The sequence below is a fragment of the Streptomyces cyaneofuscatus genome (genome assembly GCF_000718135.1).
In the GTDB taxonomy this organism is placed as follows: domain Bacteria; phylum Actinomycetota; class Actinomycetes; order Streptomycetales; family Streptomycetaceae; genus Streptomyces; species Streptomyces cyaneofuscatus.
Map to the genome: position 1 here is coordinate 87,791 of NZ_JOEM01000006.1, position 16,196 is coordinate 103,986.

At 74.1% G+C, this 16,196-nt stretch carries 13 protein-coding genes; 6 read left to right on the forward strand and 7 right to left on the reverse strand.

What is annotated here, in order from left to right:
* Positions 1-29 precede the first annotated feature (29 nt).
* A complete protein-coding gene (locus IF17_RS0111770) occupies positions 30-1,229 on the reverse strand; it encodes a DUF2786 domain-containing protein (protein WP_030564907.1) in 1,200 nt (399 codons plus the stop codon).
* Between the two features lie 83 nt (positions 1,230-1,312).
* On the opposite strand from IF17_RS0111770, the gene IF17_RS0111775 reads away from it, so the two are divergent.
* A complete protein-coding gene (locus IF17_RS0111775) occupies positions 1,313-2,986 on the forward strand; it encodes a bifunctional 3'-5' exonuclease/DNA polymerase (protein ID WP_030564908.1) in 1,674 nt (557 codons plus the stop codon).
* Between the two features lie 92 nt (positions 2,987-3,078).
* Here the strand turns inward: IF17_RS0111775 and IF17_RS1000000139710 are convergent, their stop codons facing one another.
* The 4 genes from IF17_RS1000000139710 to IF17_RS0111795 all read right to left on the reverse strand — a co-directional run bounded on the left by IF17_RS1000000139710 (position 3,079) and on the right by IF17_RS0111795 (position 7,630).
* A complete protein-coding gene (locus IF17_RS1000000139710) occupies positions 3,079-4,500 on the reverse strand; it encodes a hypothetical protein (RefSeq protein WP_051883961.1) in 1,422 nt (473 codons plus the stop codon).
* A 78-nt stretch (positions 4,501-4,578) separates the two neighbouring features.
* Positions 4,579-5,088, reverse strand: a complete 510-nt coding sequence (locus IF17_RS0111785; RefSeq protein ID WP_030564913.1) for a SigE family RNA polymerase sigma factor — start codon at positions 5,086-5,088, stop codon at positions 4,579-4,581.
* 194 nt (positions 5,089-5,282) lie between these two features.
* Positions 5,283-6,155, reverse strand: coding sequence for a dioxygenase family protein (locus IF17_RS0111790; RefSeq protein WP_030564915.1), 873 nt, complete (start codon positions 6,153-6,155; stop codon positions 5,283-5,285).
* Positions 6,156-6,262: 107 nt separating this feature from the next.
* The gene (locus tag IF17_RS0111795; protein ID WP_030564916.1) at positions 6,263-7,630 is read right to left on the reverse strand and encodes a carbohydrate-binding protein; all 1,368 of its coding nucleotides are present in this window, start codon (positions 7,628-7,630) and stop codon (positions 6,263-6,265) included.
* A gap of 204 nt (positions 7,631-7,834) precedes the next feature.
* Between IF17_RS0111795 and IF17_RS0111800 the strand changes: the two genes are divergently transcribed.
* Complete coding sequence (locus IF17_RS0111800) at positions 7,835-8,524, forward strand: phosphotransferase (protein WP_030564918.1); 690 nt, start codon at positions 7,835-7,837, stop codon at positions 8,522-8,524.
* Positions 8,525-8,548: 24 nt separating this feature from the next.
* On the opposite strand, the gene IF17_RS0111805 is transcribed toward IF17_RS0111800, so the two are convergent.
* Entirely contained in the window at positions 8,549-11,110 is a 2,562-nt protein-coding gene (locus tag IF17_RS0111805; RefSeq protein ID WP_030564920.1) for an FtsX-like permease family protein, read from the reverse strand.
* Entirely contained in the window at positions 11,104-11,913 is an 810-nt protein-coding gene (locus IF17_RS0111810; protein WP_030564921.1) for an ABC transporter ATP-binding protein, read from the reverse strand. The genes IF17_RS0111805 and IF17_RS0111810 overlap by 7 nt, the downstream gene beginning before the upstream one ends.
* 202 nt (positions 11,914-12,115) lie before the next feature.
* Between IF17_RS0111810 and IF17_RS0111815 the strand changes: the two genes are divergently transcribed.
* The 4 genes from IF17_RS0111815 (at position 12,116) to IF17_RS0111830 (ending at position 16,185) form a co-directional block, all read left to right on the forward strand.
* Positions 12,116-13,498 (forward strand): sensor histidine kinase, encoded by a 1,383-nt coding sequence (locus IF17_RS0111815; RefSeq protein WP_030564923.1) that lies wholly within the window; start codon positions 12,116-12,118, stop codon positions 13,496-13,498.
* Positions 13,498-14,142, forward strand: coding sequence for a response regulator (locus IF17_RS0111820; RefSeq protein WP_030564925.1), 645 nt, complete (start codon positions 13,498-13,500; stop codon positions 14,140-14,142). Before IF17_RS0111815 ends, IF17_RS0111820 begins: the two co-directional genes overlap by 1 nt.
* A gap of 124 nt (positions 14,143-14,266) precedes the next feature.
* On the forward strand, positions 14,267-15,211 hold the full coding sequence (locus IF17_RS0111825) for an ABC transporter ATP-binding protein (protein WP_030564927.1): 945 nt from the start codon (positions 14,267-14,269) through the stop codon (positions 15,209-15,211).
* Entirely contained in the window at positions 15,208-16,185 is a 978-nt protein-coding gene (locus tag IF17_RS0111830; protein ID WP_030564928.1) for an ABC transporter permease subunit, read from the forward strand. The genes IF17_RS0111825 and IF17_RS0111830 overlap by 4 nt, the downstream gene beginning before the upstream one ends.
* The last annotated feature ends 11 nt before the right edge of the window (positions 16,186-16,196 follow it).

Here is a 16,196-nt window from a genome sequence, read left to right on the forward strand (position 1 = left end):
GCCTAGCCCGGATCATGGGCAAGTCGGACTTACGCCATGATTTCGCCGTCGCGTCCACGGGGCGTGCGGTCGCTGCTGGAGCCACCTACGCGGGCCCGGTCGGCGGCCTCGGTGCCGTGGTTCCAGCCGTCCAGGTCGGTGGCGCCGCGGACACGGGTGGTCGTGGTCCGGGGGAACATCCGCTCGGCGGTCTCAGTGACGGCGATGTCCCGGGCGGCGAGGACGGGGAGCAGGTCGGAGCCACCTTCAGCCGTGCCCGTTTCCGTGTCTGCCGTCGCCGTGGTCCGTTCGGTGGTGTCGGCGAGCCGGGAGCCGAGGCGCTGCGCGTACGCCATCAGGAACGACTGCCGGAAGGTCTTGGTCCGCTTACGGCCGGAGGCCCGCTGTCCGGCCTCCGCCCGGGTCATCGCGGCCGTGCCCTGGACGAGGAGGGAGGTGAAGAGCAGCTCGACGGCCTCCAGGTCCGGCTCGAAGCCGACGACCGTGCTGAAGCCGAGGTCGCCGTTCCACACGGCCTGGCAGCGGTTGGCGGAGGCGACGGCGTCGAGCAGGATCGCCTTCGCGCTCTCGTACGGGGGCTCCACCCCGATCCGGCAGGCGCCGGGGGTCTCGGCGCTGTGACTGCGGGCGGCGATGAGGGCCTCGTCGATGCTGTGCCGGGCCATCAGCTCCTGCGCCTTGGCCGTCAGCGCCTCGGCCTCCTCCGGGAAGCCGGTCGCCTCCGCCTTCGCCAGCAGGGCCCGGATCCGGGTGAGCATGCGGGGCTCGTCGGGGGCGGGCGGCCGGTGGAGGTGGTCGGCGGCGGTACCGGGCGCCGGGCCGACGGGCTCGATGGCGGGGAGCCGGAGCAGCAGCCGGTACAGCTCCAGGAGGTCGGAGGCGTAGCTGAACCGGTCGGGCTTGTTGCGCGGTACGGGTACGGGTCCGGGCAGTTCGGCGAGCTGGGCGCGCCAGCGGGGCGGCAGCTCCCCGTACCGGGCGGTCTCGGCGGCGATCAGCGTGGCCGCCAGCACCGCCCGCCGCTCGTCGAGCTCCAGCCGGACGAACCGGACCAGGTCGGCGGGGTGCCAGCCCCTCCCCCAGGCCCGGGTCACGAACTCCTCGCCGCGCCGGTGCAGGTCATCGTCCGCGTCGGGGGCGGCGGCGAGCAGGGAGGCCCCGGTGTCCAGGGCCGCGTCGCCCTCCGCGTACAGCGCCGCCGCGCATGCCTGGTCGATCACCGGTTCCATCCGACCAGGGTAGGCGGGGCCCCGGGGAGGCTGGCGGGCGCCGGTTCCGGGGTGGTGTCAGTGGTGGGTGCCAGACTCGCACCATGACCGGACGGGAACGGTGGGCGGTGGCGGCTGCGGACGGGGGCGGGGCGCTGCTCGTGCCGCTCGCGGGGGACGGCGCGCCCGCCGGGCCGGTCCTGGCCGAGCCTGATCTCGTCGAGGCCGTACGCTCCCGGCCCGAGGTGACCCGCTGGGTGTGGCGGTCCACCGCCGAGCTCTACCCCCGGCTGCTCGCCGCCGGGGTCCGGGTCGAGCGGTGTTACGACATCGAGTGCGCCGAGCTCCTGCTGCTCGGGCACGCGGGGCGGCTCGGTGAGCCCCGGTCCGCGGCCGCCGCGCTGGCCCGGCTGGAGAACGCGCCCGTGCCGCCGGACCCGCCCGCCCGGTCCGCCGAACCCGGCTCCCAGTCCTCCCTCTTCGATCCGCCCTCCGGCCCCGAGGTCCCCTTCGAGGGGCTGCTGCGGGTCTACGCGGACCAGGTGCGCCGCCACGAAACCGCCGAGCACCCGGACCGGATGCGGCTGCTGACCGCCTCGGAGTCGGCGGGGATGCTCGTCGCCGCCGAGATGCACCGGGCGGGACTGCCCTGGCGGGCCGATGTGCACCGGGATGTGCTGCACGGGCTGCTGGGCGAGCGGTACGCGGGCGGCGGCGAGCCCCGCCGGCTCGCCGAGCTGGCGGACGAGGTGTCGGCGGCCTTCGGCAGACGGGTCCGCCCCGACCTGCCCGCCGATGTGGTGAAGGCGTTCTCGCAGGCCGGGATCTCCGTGAAGTCGACCCGGCGGTGGGAGCTGGCGGAGCTGGACCACCCGGCGGTCGAGCCGCTGATCGCGTACAAGAAGCTCTACCGGATCTGGACGGCCCACGGCTGGAGCTGGCTCCAGGACTGGGTGCGCGAGGGCCGTTTCCGCCCTGAATACCAGCCGGGCGGCACGGTCAGCGGACGCTGGACCACCAACGGCGGCGGGGCCCTCCAGATCCCCAAGGTCATCCGGCAGGCCGTCGTCGCCGACGCGGGCTGGCGGCTGGTCGTCGCGGACGCCGACCAGATGGAGCCGCGGGTGCTGGCCGCGATCTCCCGCGACCGGGGCCTGATGGAGGTGGCCGGTCATGACGGCGACCTCTACAAGGCCCTGTCCGACCGGGCGTTCCACGGCGACCGCGAGCACGCCAAGCTGGCGCTGCTCGGCGCGGTCTACGGCCAGACCTCCGGGGACGGGCTGAAGAACCTGGCCGCCCTGCGCCGCCGCTTCCCGCTCGCCGTCGCCTACGTCGACGACGCGGCGCGGGCGGGCGAGGAGGGGCGGACGGTGCGGACCTGGCTGGGCCGCACCAGCCCGCCGGTCGCGCTGGCCGGCCAGGACGAGGAGGCGGGCATCCCGCAGGAGGGCGGCGAGGCCGTCTCCGACGGCGGTCTGGCCCGGGCCAGAGGCCGCTTCACCCGGAACTTCGTGGTCCAGGGCAGCGCCGCCGACTGGGCCCTGCTCCTCCTTGCCGGGCTGCGCCGCACCCTCCACGAACAGGGGCTCCGCGCCGAGCTGGTCTTCTTCCAGCACGACGAGGTTATCGTGCACTGCCCGGCCGAGGAGACCGACGCCGTGACCGAGGCGATCCGGGCCGCCGGCGAGCTGGCCGGACGGATCGCCTTCGGGGAGACCCCGGTGCGGTTCCCGTTCACCACGGCGGTCGTCGAGCGGTACTCCGACGCGAAGTGAGCGGGACCGCCTCCGGGTGCGGTCCCATCGGGCTCCCTGCCTCTGCTGGAACCACCCCACTTCTGCCGGAGCCCCCACTTCTGCCGGAGCCCCTACTTCTGCTGGAGCTTCAGCCACTCCGGGCTGGTCGCCACCGCCGTGAGCTGCTCCATGGTGAGCGCCGGCTCCGGACGGGTCGCGGGCGTCGACTGCGCACCGGAGTTGAAGGCGGAGACCACCACCCGCAGACCGTCCGGCCGCATCGTGTCGGCCGTCCACCGGACGACCCCCGCGCCGCCCTTCTCCCCGGGCTGCTGGGAGGTGGCGAGCAGCGTCCCGTCGGGCAGCGTCGTCGCGCCCCCGTACAGGCCGTCGGCGACGCTCCGCATGTCGGGCTGCACATTGATCTGCACCAGGGTCTTCCCCTGCCCGTCGTCGACGACGACGGAGGCGAACTCCCCCTCGCCGTCGACCTTCTCCCCCACCGTGAGGCCCTCGGGCAGCAGCTTCAGGAGGGTCGGTATCACCAGCGCGTAGTCGAGCGGAGGCGCCTTCGGCCCCTTCTCCCCCGGGCGCGACGGGTCCGGCGAACCCTGACCGGTCCGCGGGGTGTCCTGACCGGTGCGGGGGTTCTCCTTCCCGGTGCGGGTGGCGTCCTCGGCGCCGGGCGTCGGCTGCACGGGCGCGTTGGAGGGTTCCACGGGCGCCCGGGAAGCACCGTCGGTCCCGGCCGCTTCGGCGTCGCCGGCCAGCGCGCCCGCCAGCGGGCGCCACACGTCGGCCCGCGCCAGCCGCATGAGCCCCTTCTCGTCCAGGGCAGGGCCGGGACGACCGGGCCCGCCCACGCTGCCCAAAACCCGGTCGAAAGCGCGGGCGTCCACCACGAGACCGCCTGACATGAAGAAGGTGGCCCGCGCCGCACCCGTCGAGCCGCCCGTGCCACCCGCGTCCCACCCCCAGAATTCCTTGGTGCCGTTGACGAAGCACATCTCGCGCTGGGATTCGACCCCTTGATCACCGTCCACCAGGCCGAGGCCCTGACTCAGTCGCTCCCTGCACTCGGCCGCCCTGGCCGCCTTGCCGGCCGGCAGGGGATACAGGACGAGCAGGACCGACCCCTTCCCCTTACCGTCGTCGTAGACAGCGGACACCGAGGCGCGTTTCGGGCCCTTCTCGTCCCCGGTCACCTCCCCGCGCGCCTCGCTGACCTTGCCCGGCGGGAGCAGCTCCTCCAGGACGGCTGCCAGCTTCTCCTCGGAGAGGCCGCCCCGCAGGCTCGCCGGGGCCGCCGGTCGGCCGCTCGCCACGTCCGTACCTCCTCCGGGGCCACCGCCCAGCAGCCCGGCCCCGAACGCTCCGCCTCCCCCGACGAGGGCCAGGGCCAGCACGCTGCCCGCCACGGCGGCGCCCCGGCGGCGGCGGAGTGAGCGGCGCCCCTGCTTCAGAGCGCCGTCGACCACGGCGGTGCGGGCGGTGAGGTCGAAGGTCTCCCCGGTCCGGCGGAGCTCCTCGCTGAGTTCGTCTTCGAAAGGCATGGGAAACCACCACTTCTCGTTCTGCTTGCACGGCTGGGTGAACGGTCTGAATGCCTGGGCCGGAACAGGCGCGCCCGGTCAGCGGGCGGCCAACTCCGCGATGCTGCCGCCCAGCTGGGCGCGGAGCCGACCGAGAGCCCGCACGCAGCGGGTCCGTACGGCAGCGGGGCTGACCTGGAGCGCGGCGGCGGTCTCCTCGATGCTCCGGTCCTCCCAGTACCTCAGGACCACCACCGCACGGTCCTTCGGGGCCAGTTGGGCGAGCGCCCGGAGCAGCGTCATCCGCAGTGCCGGATCGTCGGGGTCGGTACGGCTCTCCTCGGGCAGCTCGGCCAGCGGGCGTTCCGAGGCGGAGCGGCGGCGCCGGTGGGTCAGGAATATCCGGACGAGCACGGTCTGCGCGTACGCCGCCGGGTTGTCGATCCGCCGGGCCCGGCCCCAGTGGACGTACATCCGGCCCAGCGTCTCCTGCACCAGGTCCTCGGCGAGGTGAACGTCACCGCTGGTCAGCAGGCAGGCCGAGCGATACAGATGACTCGCCCGCATGGCGGCGAACTCCTTGAACTCCTCGGCACGCGATGTCCTCATGCCTTCCCCCGTCCATCTTCGTACGTCCTCCGTTCCGCCCCTTCACCTGATCGACGCGACAAGGCCCGGCAAATGTTTCAGACCTCCCGAGAATTCCGCCGGACCGGAGGGACCGCACGCGGAAGCGCCCCGTTCACGCGCCGGACGGCGTGAACGGGGCGCGGGGCGGTGGTGCGCCTGCGCTGCTGTCGCGTCTACCCGCGTTCCCACAGCGCGGGGACGTTCGGCGGCTCCCAGCCCGTCGTGGATTGGTGTGCCTGCCGGCAGCGGTAGGCGACCCCGCCGTAGGTGACGCGGTCTCCCGCGCGGTAGGAGGTTCCGGGTGCCCAGGTGCCACCCGGCGGATCGGTGGGCGGATCGCTCGGGCCGGGCGTCTGGGCGACGTCCAGCACGAAGTCGAAGGTGCCCTGGCGACCGTTGCCGACGCTGCGGACGTTCATCAGCAGCTCCGGGTCGAACAGGGCGTCGGTGTTGTTGCGCGGCTCGTTCGGGAAGTAGAGCTGCGTGGTGAGGATGCGGCCCCCGGGCGCCTGCGCCTTCACATGGATGTGGCGGGTGCGCCCCGGGTAGAGCCCCGGCACGATCGTGGTGAGGCTGAACGCCCCGTCGGCACCGGTGAACTGGTGCCCCCGGAAGGCGTACTGGGCCATGTCGTACGACCCGTTGGTGTCGGCCTGCCAGAAGTCGAGCAGGGCGCCGGCGATGGGCCGGCAGGCCCGGCCGAAGACGTAGCCGCTCACGGTGAGCGGTACGCCCGGGGTGCCGGACGTCACCAGACTGGTGCGCCGCGGGGAGTTGGGCTTGAAGTACGGGCCCTCCATCTGCGGCGGTGTCGTGTCGTCGCCGTCGTCGCACTGCGGGGTAGGGGCCAGGAGAGCGCCCCCGCCCGACGATGCGGCGTCCCGGGCGAGCGCGACGCCTCCTCCGGCGAGCAGAGGAGCCGCGCTCGCGACGATCGCGGCCTTCAGGAGACCTTTGCGGCTGATGCGCCGCGGGTCGGCCGACGCCGCGTCAGAGGTGTTCGCCTCGTCGGAAACGTTCGGCTCGTGGGGGGTTGCGTTGTCCATTTGTGGAGTCATGACAGATTCCTCGGAGTCCTCGGTGCGGGGAGGCGGAGAGGTTCAGGAGGTTCGGTGACGCCGGGCAGGTGGGGTGAAGGCCGCCGGAACGGCGGTCAGATGCGCTGCCAGAGGGCCGGGACGTCCGCCGGGGTCCAGCCGGCCTGGGCCGTGTGCCCCTGGAGGCAGCGGTAGGTCGCTCCGCCGTATGTCACAGTGGCGCCGACGGCGTAGGTCGTGCCCGCCGCCCAGGTGCCGCCCGGCTGGTCGGTGGGCGGCGGGGTGGTGGGCGGGGTGCCGCCGCTGGTGACGAGCGTCAGCCCGTAGGCCTGCAGGGCCGGGAGCAGCGGCTGGAAGTACGTCGTACCGCCGGAGGAGCAGTTGCCGGAGCCGCCGGAGGTGACACCCTGCGCCTGGCTGCCGGAGATGTACGCGCCGCCGGAGTCACCCGGTTCGGCGCAGACGGAGGTGCGGGTCACGCCGGAGATGGTGCCCTCCGGGTAGGTGACGCTGGTGTTGAGCTGCTGGATCGTGCCGCAGTGCCAGCCGGTGGTGGAGCCGGAGCGGCAGACCGAGGCGCCCACGACGGACGGGGTGGAGCCGGTGACGGTCACATCGCCGCGGCCGTAGCCGTTGACCAGGGGCTTCGGCACCCAGTTGGCGTTGGTGGCGACCCAGGCGTAGTCACGGCCGGGGAAGGTCGAGCCCTGGAAGCTGCCCTGGGCCTGCTGGTTGACGCCGTTGGTGGTGGTGCCCACCCGGCCGCAGTGGCCGGCGGTGACGAAGCCGTTCTGGGTACCGCCGCGCGTCACGGAGAAGCCTACGGAACAGCGGCCGCCGCCGCCCATGTAGTACGCGTCGCCGCCGCGGATGTCCGCGAGGGCGCGGGGCTGTTCGGTGGAGCGGGCGACGGTGACGAGCTGGTCGCCGACCCCGGCGGCCTTGACGAACGCCTCGCCGGCCGAGGTGCTCGCGGCGTTCACGACGACCCGGTTGGCCGCGACGTCGACGTACCAGACGGGCACGTTCTTCGGGGCCTTGCTCAGCGCCGCCTTGTCGAGGGCGTCCTTGACCGCTTCGAGGCGGTCCAGGCTGTGGCCGACGACCTCGGCCCTGGCGCCCGCCTTCGTGATGAGGGCGGCCTCGGACGCGTCGGTCGTGGAGACCGTGAGGTCCGCCTTGTCCCCGCTGACCCGGGCCCCGGCGAAACTGGTGCCGAGGGACTTCTCCAGGCCGGCGGCGATGGCGGCGGCGCGGTACTCGCCCGCTATCCGGGTTCTGGCGGCGTCCGCGTCGAGCCCGAGGTCGCGTTCCAGGGCGGCCAGCAGGCCGGGCGAGAGGCTGTCGGCGGAGACGGCCGGGGCGGTGGTTCCCGGCGGGCCTGCGGACGCCACTCCGGTCAGTCCCGCGAGGGCGAGCGCGCCCACGGCCACCGTGGCGGTTGCGGTGGCGAGCACGCGTCTGCGGAGCTTGGTGTTCTCCACGTAACTCTCCTTGCTTCAGGGGGTGTCCCGGCCCGGTGGGGGGTTGGTCCGGACCAAGGAATTGCCGACACCGTAGCCGCGCGCGGACCGGGCGCAGGAGATCCCGTTCACCCCCTCCTCCCGCGTTATGGGGGCTCGGCCCCACCACGCGCAAAGCCGCCCGGCGTCTCCCCTTCACCGGTGCGCCCGGGTAGGTTCGGCCCCATGCACACAGGGCAACTTCTGGGCTCGGGACGCACCGCCGACGTGTACGAACTCGACGGCTCCTGGGTCCTTCGCCGCTACCGCGACCGCTCCGACACCACGGAGGAGCTGGCCGTGATGTCGTACGTCCGCGCCTTCGGGTACCCGGTGCCGCGCATCGGCCCGCCCGCCGACGGGGCCCGCCCCACGGATCTGGTGCTCCAGCGGCTGACCGGCCCGACCATGTCCGAGGCCCTGCTGGCGGGGACCCTGGGCGCCGCCGAGGGGGGCGTACTGCTGGCCCGGCTGCTGCGCGAACTGCACGCCATCCCGCCCCGTGTCTCGGCCGATCCGCAGGACTGCATCCTCCACCTCGACCTGCACCCGGAGAACGTGATGCTGACGGACCAGGGTCCTGTGGTGATCGACTGGTCCACCGCCACGGAGGGCCCGCCCGGCCTCGACCGGGCGATGTCGGCGCTGACCTTGGCCCGGGTGGCGCTCGACCCGGAGTTCCCGGCGCCGGAGGCCGGGGCCCGTACGCTGCTGACTTCCCTGTTGGCGGAGCTGGCCGGCGACGGCGGCACCGACGCCGACGACCTGGCCCGCGCCCGGGCCCGCCAGCGGGAGAACCCGTTCCTGACGGCGCCCGAACGCGGCTGCCTGGACGCGGCGGTGAAGATGGTGCTGGGCTGCGCGCCTTCGCGGTAGCGGAACTGATTCCCGTACGGAGAACTACTCGCGCATCCCCGCCAGTTCGACCGGCCGGGTGCGCAGCGCGAACGCGGCGGGCACCACGGCGGACACGGCCGCCACGACGGCCGCGGCCGCGATGACGGCTCCGGTCGTCCCCCACGGAACGACGACCCCCGACCGGACGCCCAGCAGCGCCAGCGCTCCCCACACCCCCGCCAGGTTCACGGCGGCGACCCCGGCGCCGATCACCGCCCCGACGGTCACCACGGCCACGGCCTCCGCCGTGACGAGCCGCAACACCTGCGGGACGGAGGCCCCGGTGAGGCGGAGCACCGCGAGGTCGCGGACCCGGTCGGTGGTGGCCGTCACCAGCGTGTTGGCCAGGGCGATCCCCGTACAGAGGAGGGCCATGGAGAGGATGAGCCACAGTCCGGCACGGGTGCTGTCGCTCGTCCCGGGGGCGGCAGCCGCGGCCCACTCCGCCCCGGTCAGCACCCGTATGCCGGTGCCCTCCGCCTCGGCGGCCGTACGCAGTGCGGCGGCGACAGCGCCGGGGTCGGCGGCCTCCGCGACCGCCACGTCGATACGGTCGGCCCCGGCCCCTCCGGCGTTGCGGGCGGTGACGTAGACGCCGTTGCCGCCGGTGCCGGTGGCGAGGACGGCGGCGATGCGCAGGGACACCTCGCGGCCGTCGCCGAGCCAGACGGTGACCCGTTCGCCGACCGTCGTGGTCAGCCACTCCTCGTTGACGACGATGCTGTCGTCGTCGAGGTCGGTGAGGCGCCCGGCCACCACGGGCGGCGCGGCGACGGCGGTGAGGCGGGCGGGGTCGACCGCGCGGGCCTCGGAGGTGACCAGGGCGGTGCCCTCTTCGAGCACGGTGACGGCGGTGGGCCGTGAGACGCCGGCCACGGCGCCTTCGACGGCCCGGACCCGCTCGACGAAGAACGGCGGGAGCGTGCGGCCCTCGGCTCCCGGGACGACCACGAGGTCGGCGGTCGTGGCGGTGCGCACCTCGGTGGCCTTCGCCTCGGCGAGGGTGGCCACCGTGCCCAGCAGCGAGGCGGTGAGGGCGACGGTGATGACGACGGGGGCGGCGACGGCGGCGGTGCGGCGCACCCCGGCGGAGGCGTTCTCCCGGGCGAGTACGCCGGTGGCGCCGGGCAGCCGGGCGGGCAGCCAGGTCAGCGCCCGGACCAACGGCCCGGCGAGCACCGGCGCGAGGAGGGCGACGCCGACGATGAGCAGCAGCGGCCGGGTGATGTAGGCCTTGCGCCCCAGGGCGTCGCCGGGGTCGAGCACCAGCGCCGTGACCAGCAGCCCCGCGCCGGTCAGCAGCACGAGGGCGGCCAGGATCCAGCGGCTCACCGGCATGGTCCGGCTGTCGACGGCCGCCTCGCGCAGCACCTCGGTCGGGGCGGTCCGCCCGGCCCGGAAGGAGGCGGCGAGCGCCCCGGCCGTCGCGACGCCCACCCCGGTCCAGAACGCGATGTGCAGCGGCCAGGTCTGTTCCCCGATCGCGAACCACGCCGGGGCCAGGCCCGCGTCGACCAGCCGGGCGGCCAGCAGGGGAGCCCCGGTGGCCCCTAGCCACCACCCCGTAGCGGAGGCGAGGACCCCGACGACCGCCGCTTCGGCGACGACGGTCCACCGGATCTGGCCGGGCGTGGCGCCCGCCGTGCGCAGCAGCCCGAACTCGCGCCTGCGCTGGGCGACGGCGAACGAGAACGTCGAGGCCACCACGGAGACCGAGACGAACAGCGTGATACCCGCCGCGGTCCCCAGCAGGGCGTTGACCGAGACGAGGGCCTCCGCGTCGTGGTCCGGGCCCGGGTCGGCGCGGCGTCTCCCGTCGCCGGTGAGGACGTCCATGCCGCCGCCCGCACGGGCCACCACGTCCCGTACGGCGGTGGCGTCGGCGTGCACCACCAGGGCGTCGACGGCCGGGGAGATCCTGGCCGCCTCCTCGTCGCCGAGGAACACGGCGCTCTCGAAGCCCCGGTCCGCCACGGTGCCGACCACGGTCAGGGTGGTGGCGCCTGCGGGCGTGGTGGCCCGGACCCGGTCGCCGGTACGGAGGTGGCTGCCCGGCCCCGCGGTGACGACGGCCTCGCCCGGGGCGGCCGGGGAGCGGCCGCTCGTCAGCCGGTACGGGGCGGCCGCGGCGACCGACCACGGGTGGCCGGTCCTCGGCTCGACGCCCTGGGTCCTCGGCCCGCTGCCCTGAGCCCTCGACGCACTGCCCTGACTCCTCGGATCGCCGTCCCGGCCGGTGGCGGCCAGGTCCACCGGGAAGGCCCGGTCCTCCACCGTCCTGCCGAGGGCGGCCAGTTCGGTGACGAGCGCGGGCGGCACCGGGGCGGTCCGGGCGAGCGGCCGGGTGCGGACACCGTTCGCCGTGCGGACGCGCAGCTGGTCGTCGGCCCGGACCACGACAGGGGCGGCGGCGAACCGTTGGGGGCCCTTGTCCGGGGCGCTGAAGGTGGCCGCGAGGGCCAGTCCGGTGGCGGCGATCAGGCCGACGCCCAGGGCGAGGGCCACGAAGGAGCCGACGAAGGTGACCCACCGGGTCCGTACGCCGTGCAGGGCGAGCATCAGCACGGGGCCACCTCCGCACGCACCGGAGCCTCCGCACCCGCCGCAGCCTCCGCACGCACCGGAGCGGGCGATGCCCGCACGGTCCGGTCGGCGCGGGCCATCCGGGCGGCCACCTGCTCCGCCGACGGCGCGTACAGCTCGTCGACGATCCGGCCGTCCGCCAGGACCAGCACCCGGTCGGCGAAGGACGCCGCGACCGGGTCGTGCGTCACCATGATCACGGTCCGGCCGTCGTCCACCATCGAGCGGAGCAGCCCGAGCACCCCGCGCCCGGTCGTGGAGTCCAGGGCGCCGGTCGGCTCGTCGCCGAAGAGCACCTCGGGCCGGGTCACCAGGGCGCGGGCCAGGGCCACCCGTTGCTGCTGGCCGCCGGAGAGTTCGCCGGGCCGGTGCCGGGCCCTCTCCCGCAGCCCCACCTGCTCCAGCGCCTCCAGCACCTGGGCCCGGTCCGGTCTGCGGCCCGCCAGCCGCAGCGGCAGGGCCACGTTCTGTGCGGCGGTCAGGGAGGGCAGCAGGTTGAAGGCCTGGAAGACGAAGCCGATCCGCCCCCTGCGCAGCCGGGTCAGCCGCTTCTCGCTGAGCCCGGTCAGCTCGGTGTCGCCCAGGAACACCTGGCCGGCGGTGGGCCGGTCGAGGCCGGCCGTGCAGTGGAGGAGGGTCGACTTGCCGGAGCCGGACGGGCCCATGACGGCGGTGAAGGTGGACCGGGGGATGTCCAGATCGACCTTGTCGAGGGCTTTCACCTCGCCGCCTGCGCGGCCGTAGGAGCGGGTGACGGAGCGGAGCCGGACGGCTGATTCGTTCATGCCGTCCAGTCAACTCGGGCCGGGCGGGCGGCACATCACAGCGGGCTGGTGTCCTGATGGTGGAGCTACCTCCACCCCCGGCCTACGGATACCGGCAGGTCAGAAGGGGGGCGGAGGGGATGGTCGGCGGGCGGTGGCGTCTCGTAGCGTTTCCGGCATGCATTCATCCGGCATGCACTCGCCCGGCATGCGCCCGTCCGGCATGCACTCATCGGGCCTCTGGCGACCGCTCCGGCGGCGTGACTACGTGATCAGCGCCCGCCCGTGGCGCGCCGCGCTCTATCTGCTGACCAGTGTGCCGCTCGGTGCCGCCACGCTGCTCACGCTGGTGCTGCTGGCCGTCGCGGGCAGCGCGCTCGCGGTGGTCCTGGTCGGGCTGCCGCTGCTGCTCGTCCTGGCCCTCTCCGGTATACCGCTGGCCTCGCTGGAGCGGCGCAGGCTGCGGCTGGTCGACAGCACCCCGCTCGCGGACCCGCACCGCGAACCGCCGGGCACGGGGCTCGCCGCCTGGCTGCGCACCCGTCTCCAGGAGCGTTCCACCTGGCGGGAGTTGGGGTACGCACTCCTCTTCGCGACGGTCCTGTGGCCGCTGGAGGCCTTGGCCGTCGGGGCGATGCTCCTAGTCTGCGGCGGGCTGATGACCACGCCGGCCGTGATGGCGGCGGGCGGCGACGGGGAGGCGAAGGTCCTCAAGCTCTGGATCGCCGACTCCTACCCGGAGGCGTTCGCCGTGCTGGCGGCCGGGGTGCTGCTGCTGCCGGTGCTGGCGTACCCGCTGGGCGCGCTGGCCGCGGGGCGCGCCGTGCTGACCCGGCAGCTCCTCTCCGTACCGGAGTCCGGGGCCGACTCCCGTCTCCAGGAGCTGGACCGGTCCCGGATGCGGCTGGTGGACGCGTTCGAGGCGGAGCGGCGGCGGATCGAGCGGGACCTGCACGACGGGGCGCAGCAGCGGCTGGTCGCGCTCTCCATGACGCTGGGCCTGGCCCGGCTGGAGGGTCCCGCCGAGCCGCTGGGCGGGCTGCTGGCCAAGGCGCAGGGGGAGGCCGATGTCGCGCTGGTGGAGATACGGGAGCTGATCCGGGGCATCCATCCCCAGGTCCTCACCGACCGGGGGCTCCCGGCGGCGGTCGAGGACATCGCGGACCGCTCTCCCATACCCGTGGATGTCCGGCTCGACGTGCCGGGCCGGCTGCTCGAAGCCGTCGAGAGCGGGGTCTACTTCGCGATCAGCGAGGCCCTGGCGAACGTGGCGAAGCACAGCGGTGCGACCCGGGCGAGCGTGCGGGGCGGCGTCGCCTTCGGGCGGCTGGCGGTGGAGGTCGAGGACGACGGGCAGGGGGGCGCGCGGCTGGCGGCGGACGGCGGGGAGGCCGGGGCAGCGGACGGCGGGGAGGCCGGGGCGGCGGACGGCGGGGCCGGTGGCAGTACAGGCACAGTCGGCGGGGCCCGCGTCGGTACAGGCCTTCAAGGGGTCGCCGACCGTCTCTCGGTGCTCGGCGGCTCCCTGCTACTGTCCAGTCCGCCCGGAGGACCGACGGTGTTCCGGCTGGAGGTCCCCTGCCCGCCCGCCCGATCGAGGACCTGATGCTGCGCGTCGTACTGGCCGAGGACAGCGTGCTTCTGCGCGAGGGCCTCATCGGCCTCCTGGAGCGGTTCGGCCACCACGTCGTCGCCGGGGTGGGCACCGCGGGCGAGCTGACGGCGGCGGTCCTGGAGCACCGCCCGGACATCGTGGTGACCGACGTCCGGATGCCCCCGGGCTTCTCCGACGAGGGCCTGCAGGCCGCGGTCGAGCTGCGCGAACGGCTGCCCGGGCTGCCGGTCCTGGTGCTCAGCCAGTACGTCCAGCGTGCCTACGCCGAGGACCTGCTCGACTCCTGCGACGGTACGGGGGTGGGCTACCTGCTCAAGGAGCGCATCGGCCATGTCGAGGAGTTCGTCGGCGCGCTGGACCGGGTCGCGCGCGGGGACACGGTGGTCGACCCCGAGGTCGTACGGCAGCTGATCCGGCACCGCCGCGACCCGCTGGCCCGGCTGACGGCCCGCGAGCAGGAGGTGCTGGCCCTGATGGCGGAGGGCCGGTCCAACGCGGCCGTCGCCGCCGCGCTCTCCGTGGGCGAGGGAACGGTCAGCAAGCACTTCGGCTCGATCCTCACCAAGCTCGACCTCTCCGTCTCCGACGACACCAACCGCCGGGTGCTGGCGGTCCTGGCGTACCTGCGCGGCTGAGAAACCCTTTCCGCTCCATCCGCCGCCCCCTCCCCCGACGCACACGCAGCGGCATGCGCTTGACAGGCATTCCCTCGGAACACCATGATTCCATTAATTGACTAATGGAATCGAGGCGAGGCGCGTGGCAGACACGAGCACTCCGAACGGAACCGCGGGCAGCTGGGCCCTGGAAGCCCGCGGACTGGGCAAGCGCTACTTCCGCGGCTGGGCGCTGCGCGACTGCTCCTTCCGCATCCCGGCCGGACGCATCTGCGGACTGGTCGGACCGAACGGCGCCGGCAAGAGCACCCTGCTGGGCCTGGCGACCCGTCAGGTGCAGCGCACCACCGGCGAGTTGCGGGTCTTCGGCACCCCCGTCGACGACCCCGCCGTGTTGCCCAGGTTCGCCTTCCTCGGCCAGGAGAAGCCGCTGTTCAAGCGGTTCACCGTGGCCGACACCCTGCGGATGGGCGCCGAGCTCAACCCCGGCTGGGACGCGGCGGCGGCCGAGCGGATCGTGCGCTCCGGCAACGTGCCGGCGCACGCCCGGATCGGCACGCTCTCCGGCGGCCAGCGCACCCGCGTCGCCTTCGCGCTCGCCTTCGGCAAGCGCCCCGACCTGCTGCTCCTCGACGAGCCGATGTCGGACCTCGACCCGCTGGCCCGCGACGAGATGAGCACGCTGCTGATGGCGGAGGCCGTCGAGCGCGGCACCACGGTGGTGATGTCCTCCCACATGCTGACCGAGCTGGAGGACATGTGCGACTACCTCCTGGTCGTCGCGGAGGGCCGGATCCGCATGGCCGGGGACGCCGACGCACTCGTACCCGCCCACACCCTGGTGACGGGCGTGACCCGGGACGGCGCCCTGCCGGCCGGGCTGGACCGGCACACCGTGGTCGAATCCCGCGTCCAGGGACGGCAGTTCCAGGCGATGATCCGGCCGAAGGGGCCGCTGTCCGCCGACTGGGAGAGCGTCGAACCCTCCCTGGAGGAAGTCCTGCTCGCCCATCTCCGCTCCCCGGACGCACCCTCGCTCTACACCCAGGGCGCCCGCGTCGACGCCGAAGGGACCCAGGCCGCATGAGCACCACCCCCACCCTCACCGAGACCCCCGCCGCACTCCGGCCCCGGCGCCGCCTGCTGCGCGGCCTGCCCTGGCTCGTCGTACGCCAGCACCGGACCGCGCTGGCCTGTGTCCTCGGCATCGCCGTGCTCGGCACGCTCTGGATCGTGTACCAGCGGTACGAGATGGTCCAGCTCCTCGACGCGCGCGGCTGGCCGGAGAAGGAGGTCCGGTACGCGGTCGACGACAGCCGCGGTTACAGCTACGTCCACTCCCTCCTCAACGCCCTTCCGCTGGTTCTCGCCGTCTTCGTCGGAGCCCCCCTCATCGCGGGCGACCGCGAGAGCGGCACCGCGCAGCTGGTCACCACCCAGTCCGTGACCCGCCGCCAGTGGCTGACCGCCAAGCTGGGCTTCGCCTACGCCCTCGCCCTGGTCTGCGGCCTGATGCTCTCGGCCGCGTTCACCTGGTGGTGGCAGCCGCACCGCTCCCTCTTCTTCACCAAGTGGGTGGAGGGTCCGATCTTCGACAACACGGGGCCGGTCCTGCCCGCGCTGCTGCTCTTCATGACCGCCGCGGGCATCACCATCGGTGTCCTGCTGCGCCGGCTGGTGCCCGCCATGGCGGTGGCGCTCGGCTTCACCGCCGTCTCCGCGTACGTCTGGGACGAGATCCGGATCCGGCTCGGCTCCACCCAGATGTTCACGTACCCGAAGGACAGCGACCTCCCGGCCCGCTTCGACGAGGCGTACGAGGTCGACCGCTGGGTCGGCAACGCGCAGGGGGAGCTCTTCGGCTGGGGCACCTGCGCCGAGGCCACCGAGAAGGCGCAGAACGCGTGCATCAAGGAGCACGGGATCATCAACGACGTCATCGAGTACCTCGACTACGACCAGATGGCGGCGATGCAGTGGACCGCGGCAGGCCTCCTGCTCGCCGGGACGGCGCTCCTCACGGGGTTCGTCCTGTGGCGGGTCTCGCGCCGCCCGCTGTAGGGGCCGTGCGC

Coding starts and splice junctions, on each gene's coding strand:
- IF17_RS0111785 (WP_030564913.1), bottom strand. CDS start 5,088: ATGAGGACATCGCGTGCCGAGGAGTTCAAGGAGTTCGCCGCCATGCGG.
- IF17_RS0111830 (WP_030564928.1), top strand. CDS start 15,208: ATGAGCACCACCCCCACCCTCACCGAGACCCCCGCCGCACTCCGGCCC.
- IF17_RS0111770 (WP_030564907.1), bottom strand. CDS start 1,229: ATGGAACCGGTGATCGACCAGGCATGCGCGGCGGCGCTGTACGCGGAG.
- IF17_RS1000000139710 (WP_051883961.1), bottom strand. CDS start 4,500: ATGCCTTTCGAAGACGAACTCAGCGAGGAGCTCCGCCGGACCGGGGAG.
- IF17_RS0111810 (WP_030564921.1), bottom strand. CDS start 11,913: ATGAACGAATCAGCCGTCCGGCTCCGCTCCGTCACCCGCTCCTACGGC.
- IF17_RS0111775 (WP_030564908.1), top strand. CDS start 1,313: ATGACCGGACGGGAACGGTGGGCGGTGGCGGCTGCGGACGGGGGCGGG.
- IF17_RS0111790 (WP_030564915.1), bottom strand. CDS start 6,155: ATGGACAACGCAACCCCCCACGAGCCGAACGTTTCCGACGAGGCGAAC.
- IF17_RS0111815 (WP_030564923.1), top strand. CDS start 12,116: ATGCACTCATCGGGCCTCTGGCGACCGCTCCGGCGGCGTGACTACGTG.
- IF17_RS0111820 (WP_030564925.1), top strand. CDS start 13,498: ATGCTGCGCGTCGTACTGGCCGAGGACAGCGTGCTTCTGCGCGAGGGC.
- IF17_RS0111800 (WP_030564918.1), top strand. CDS start 7,835: ATGCACACAGGGCAACTTCTGGGCTCGGGACGCACCGCCGACGTGTAC.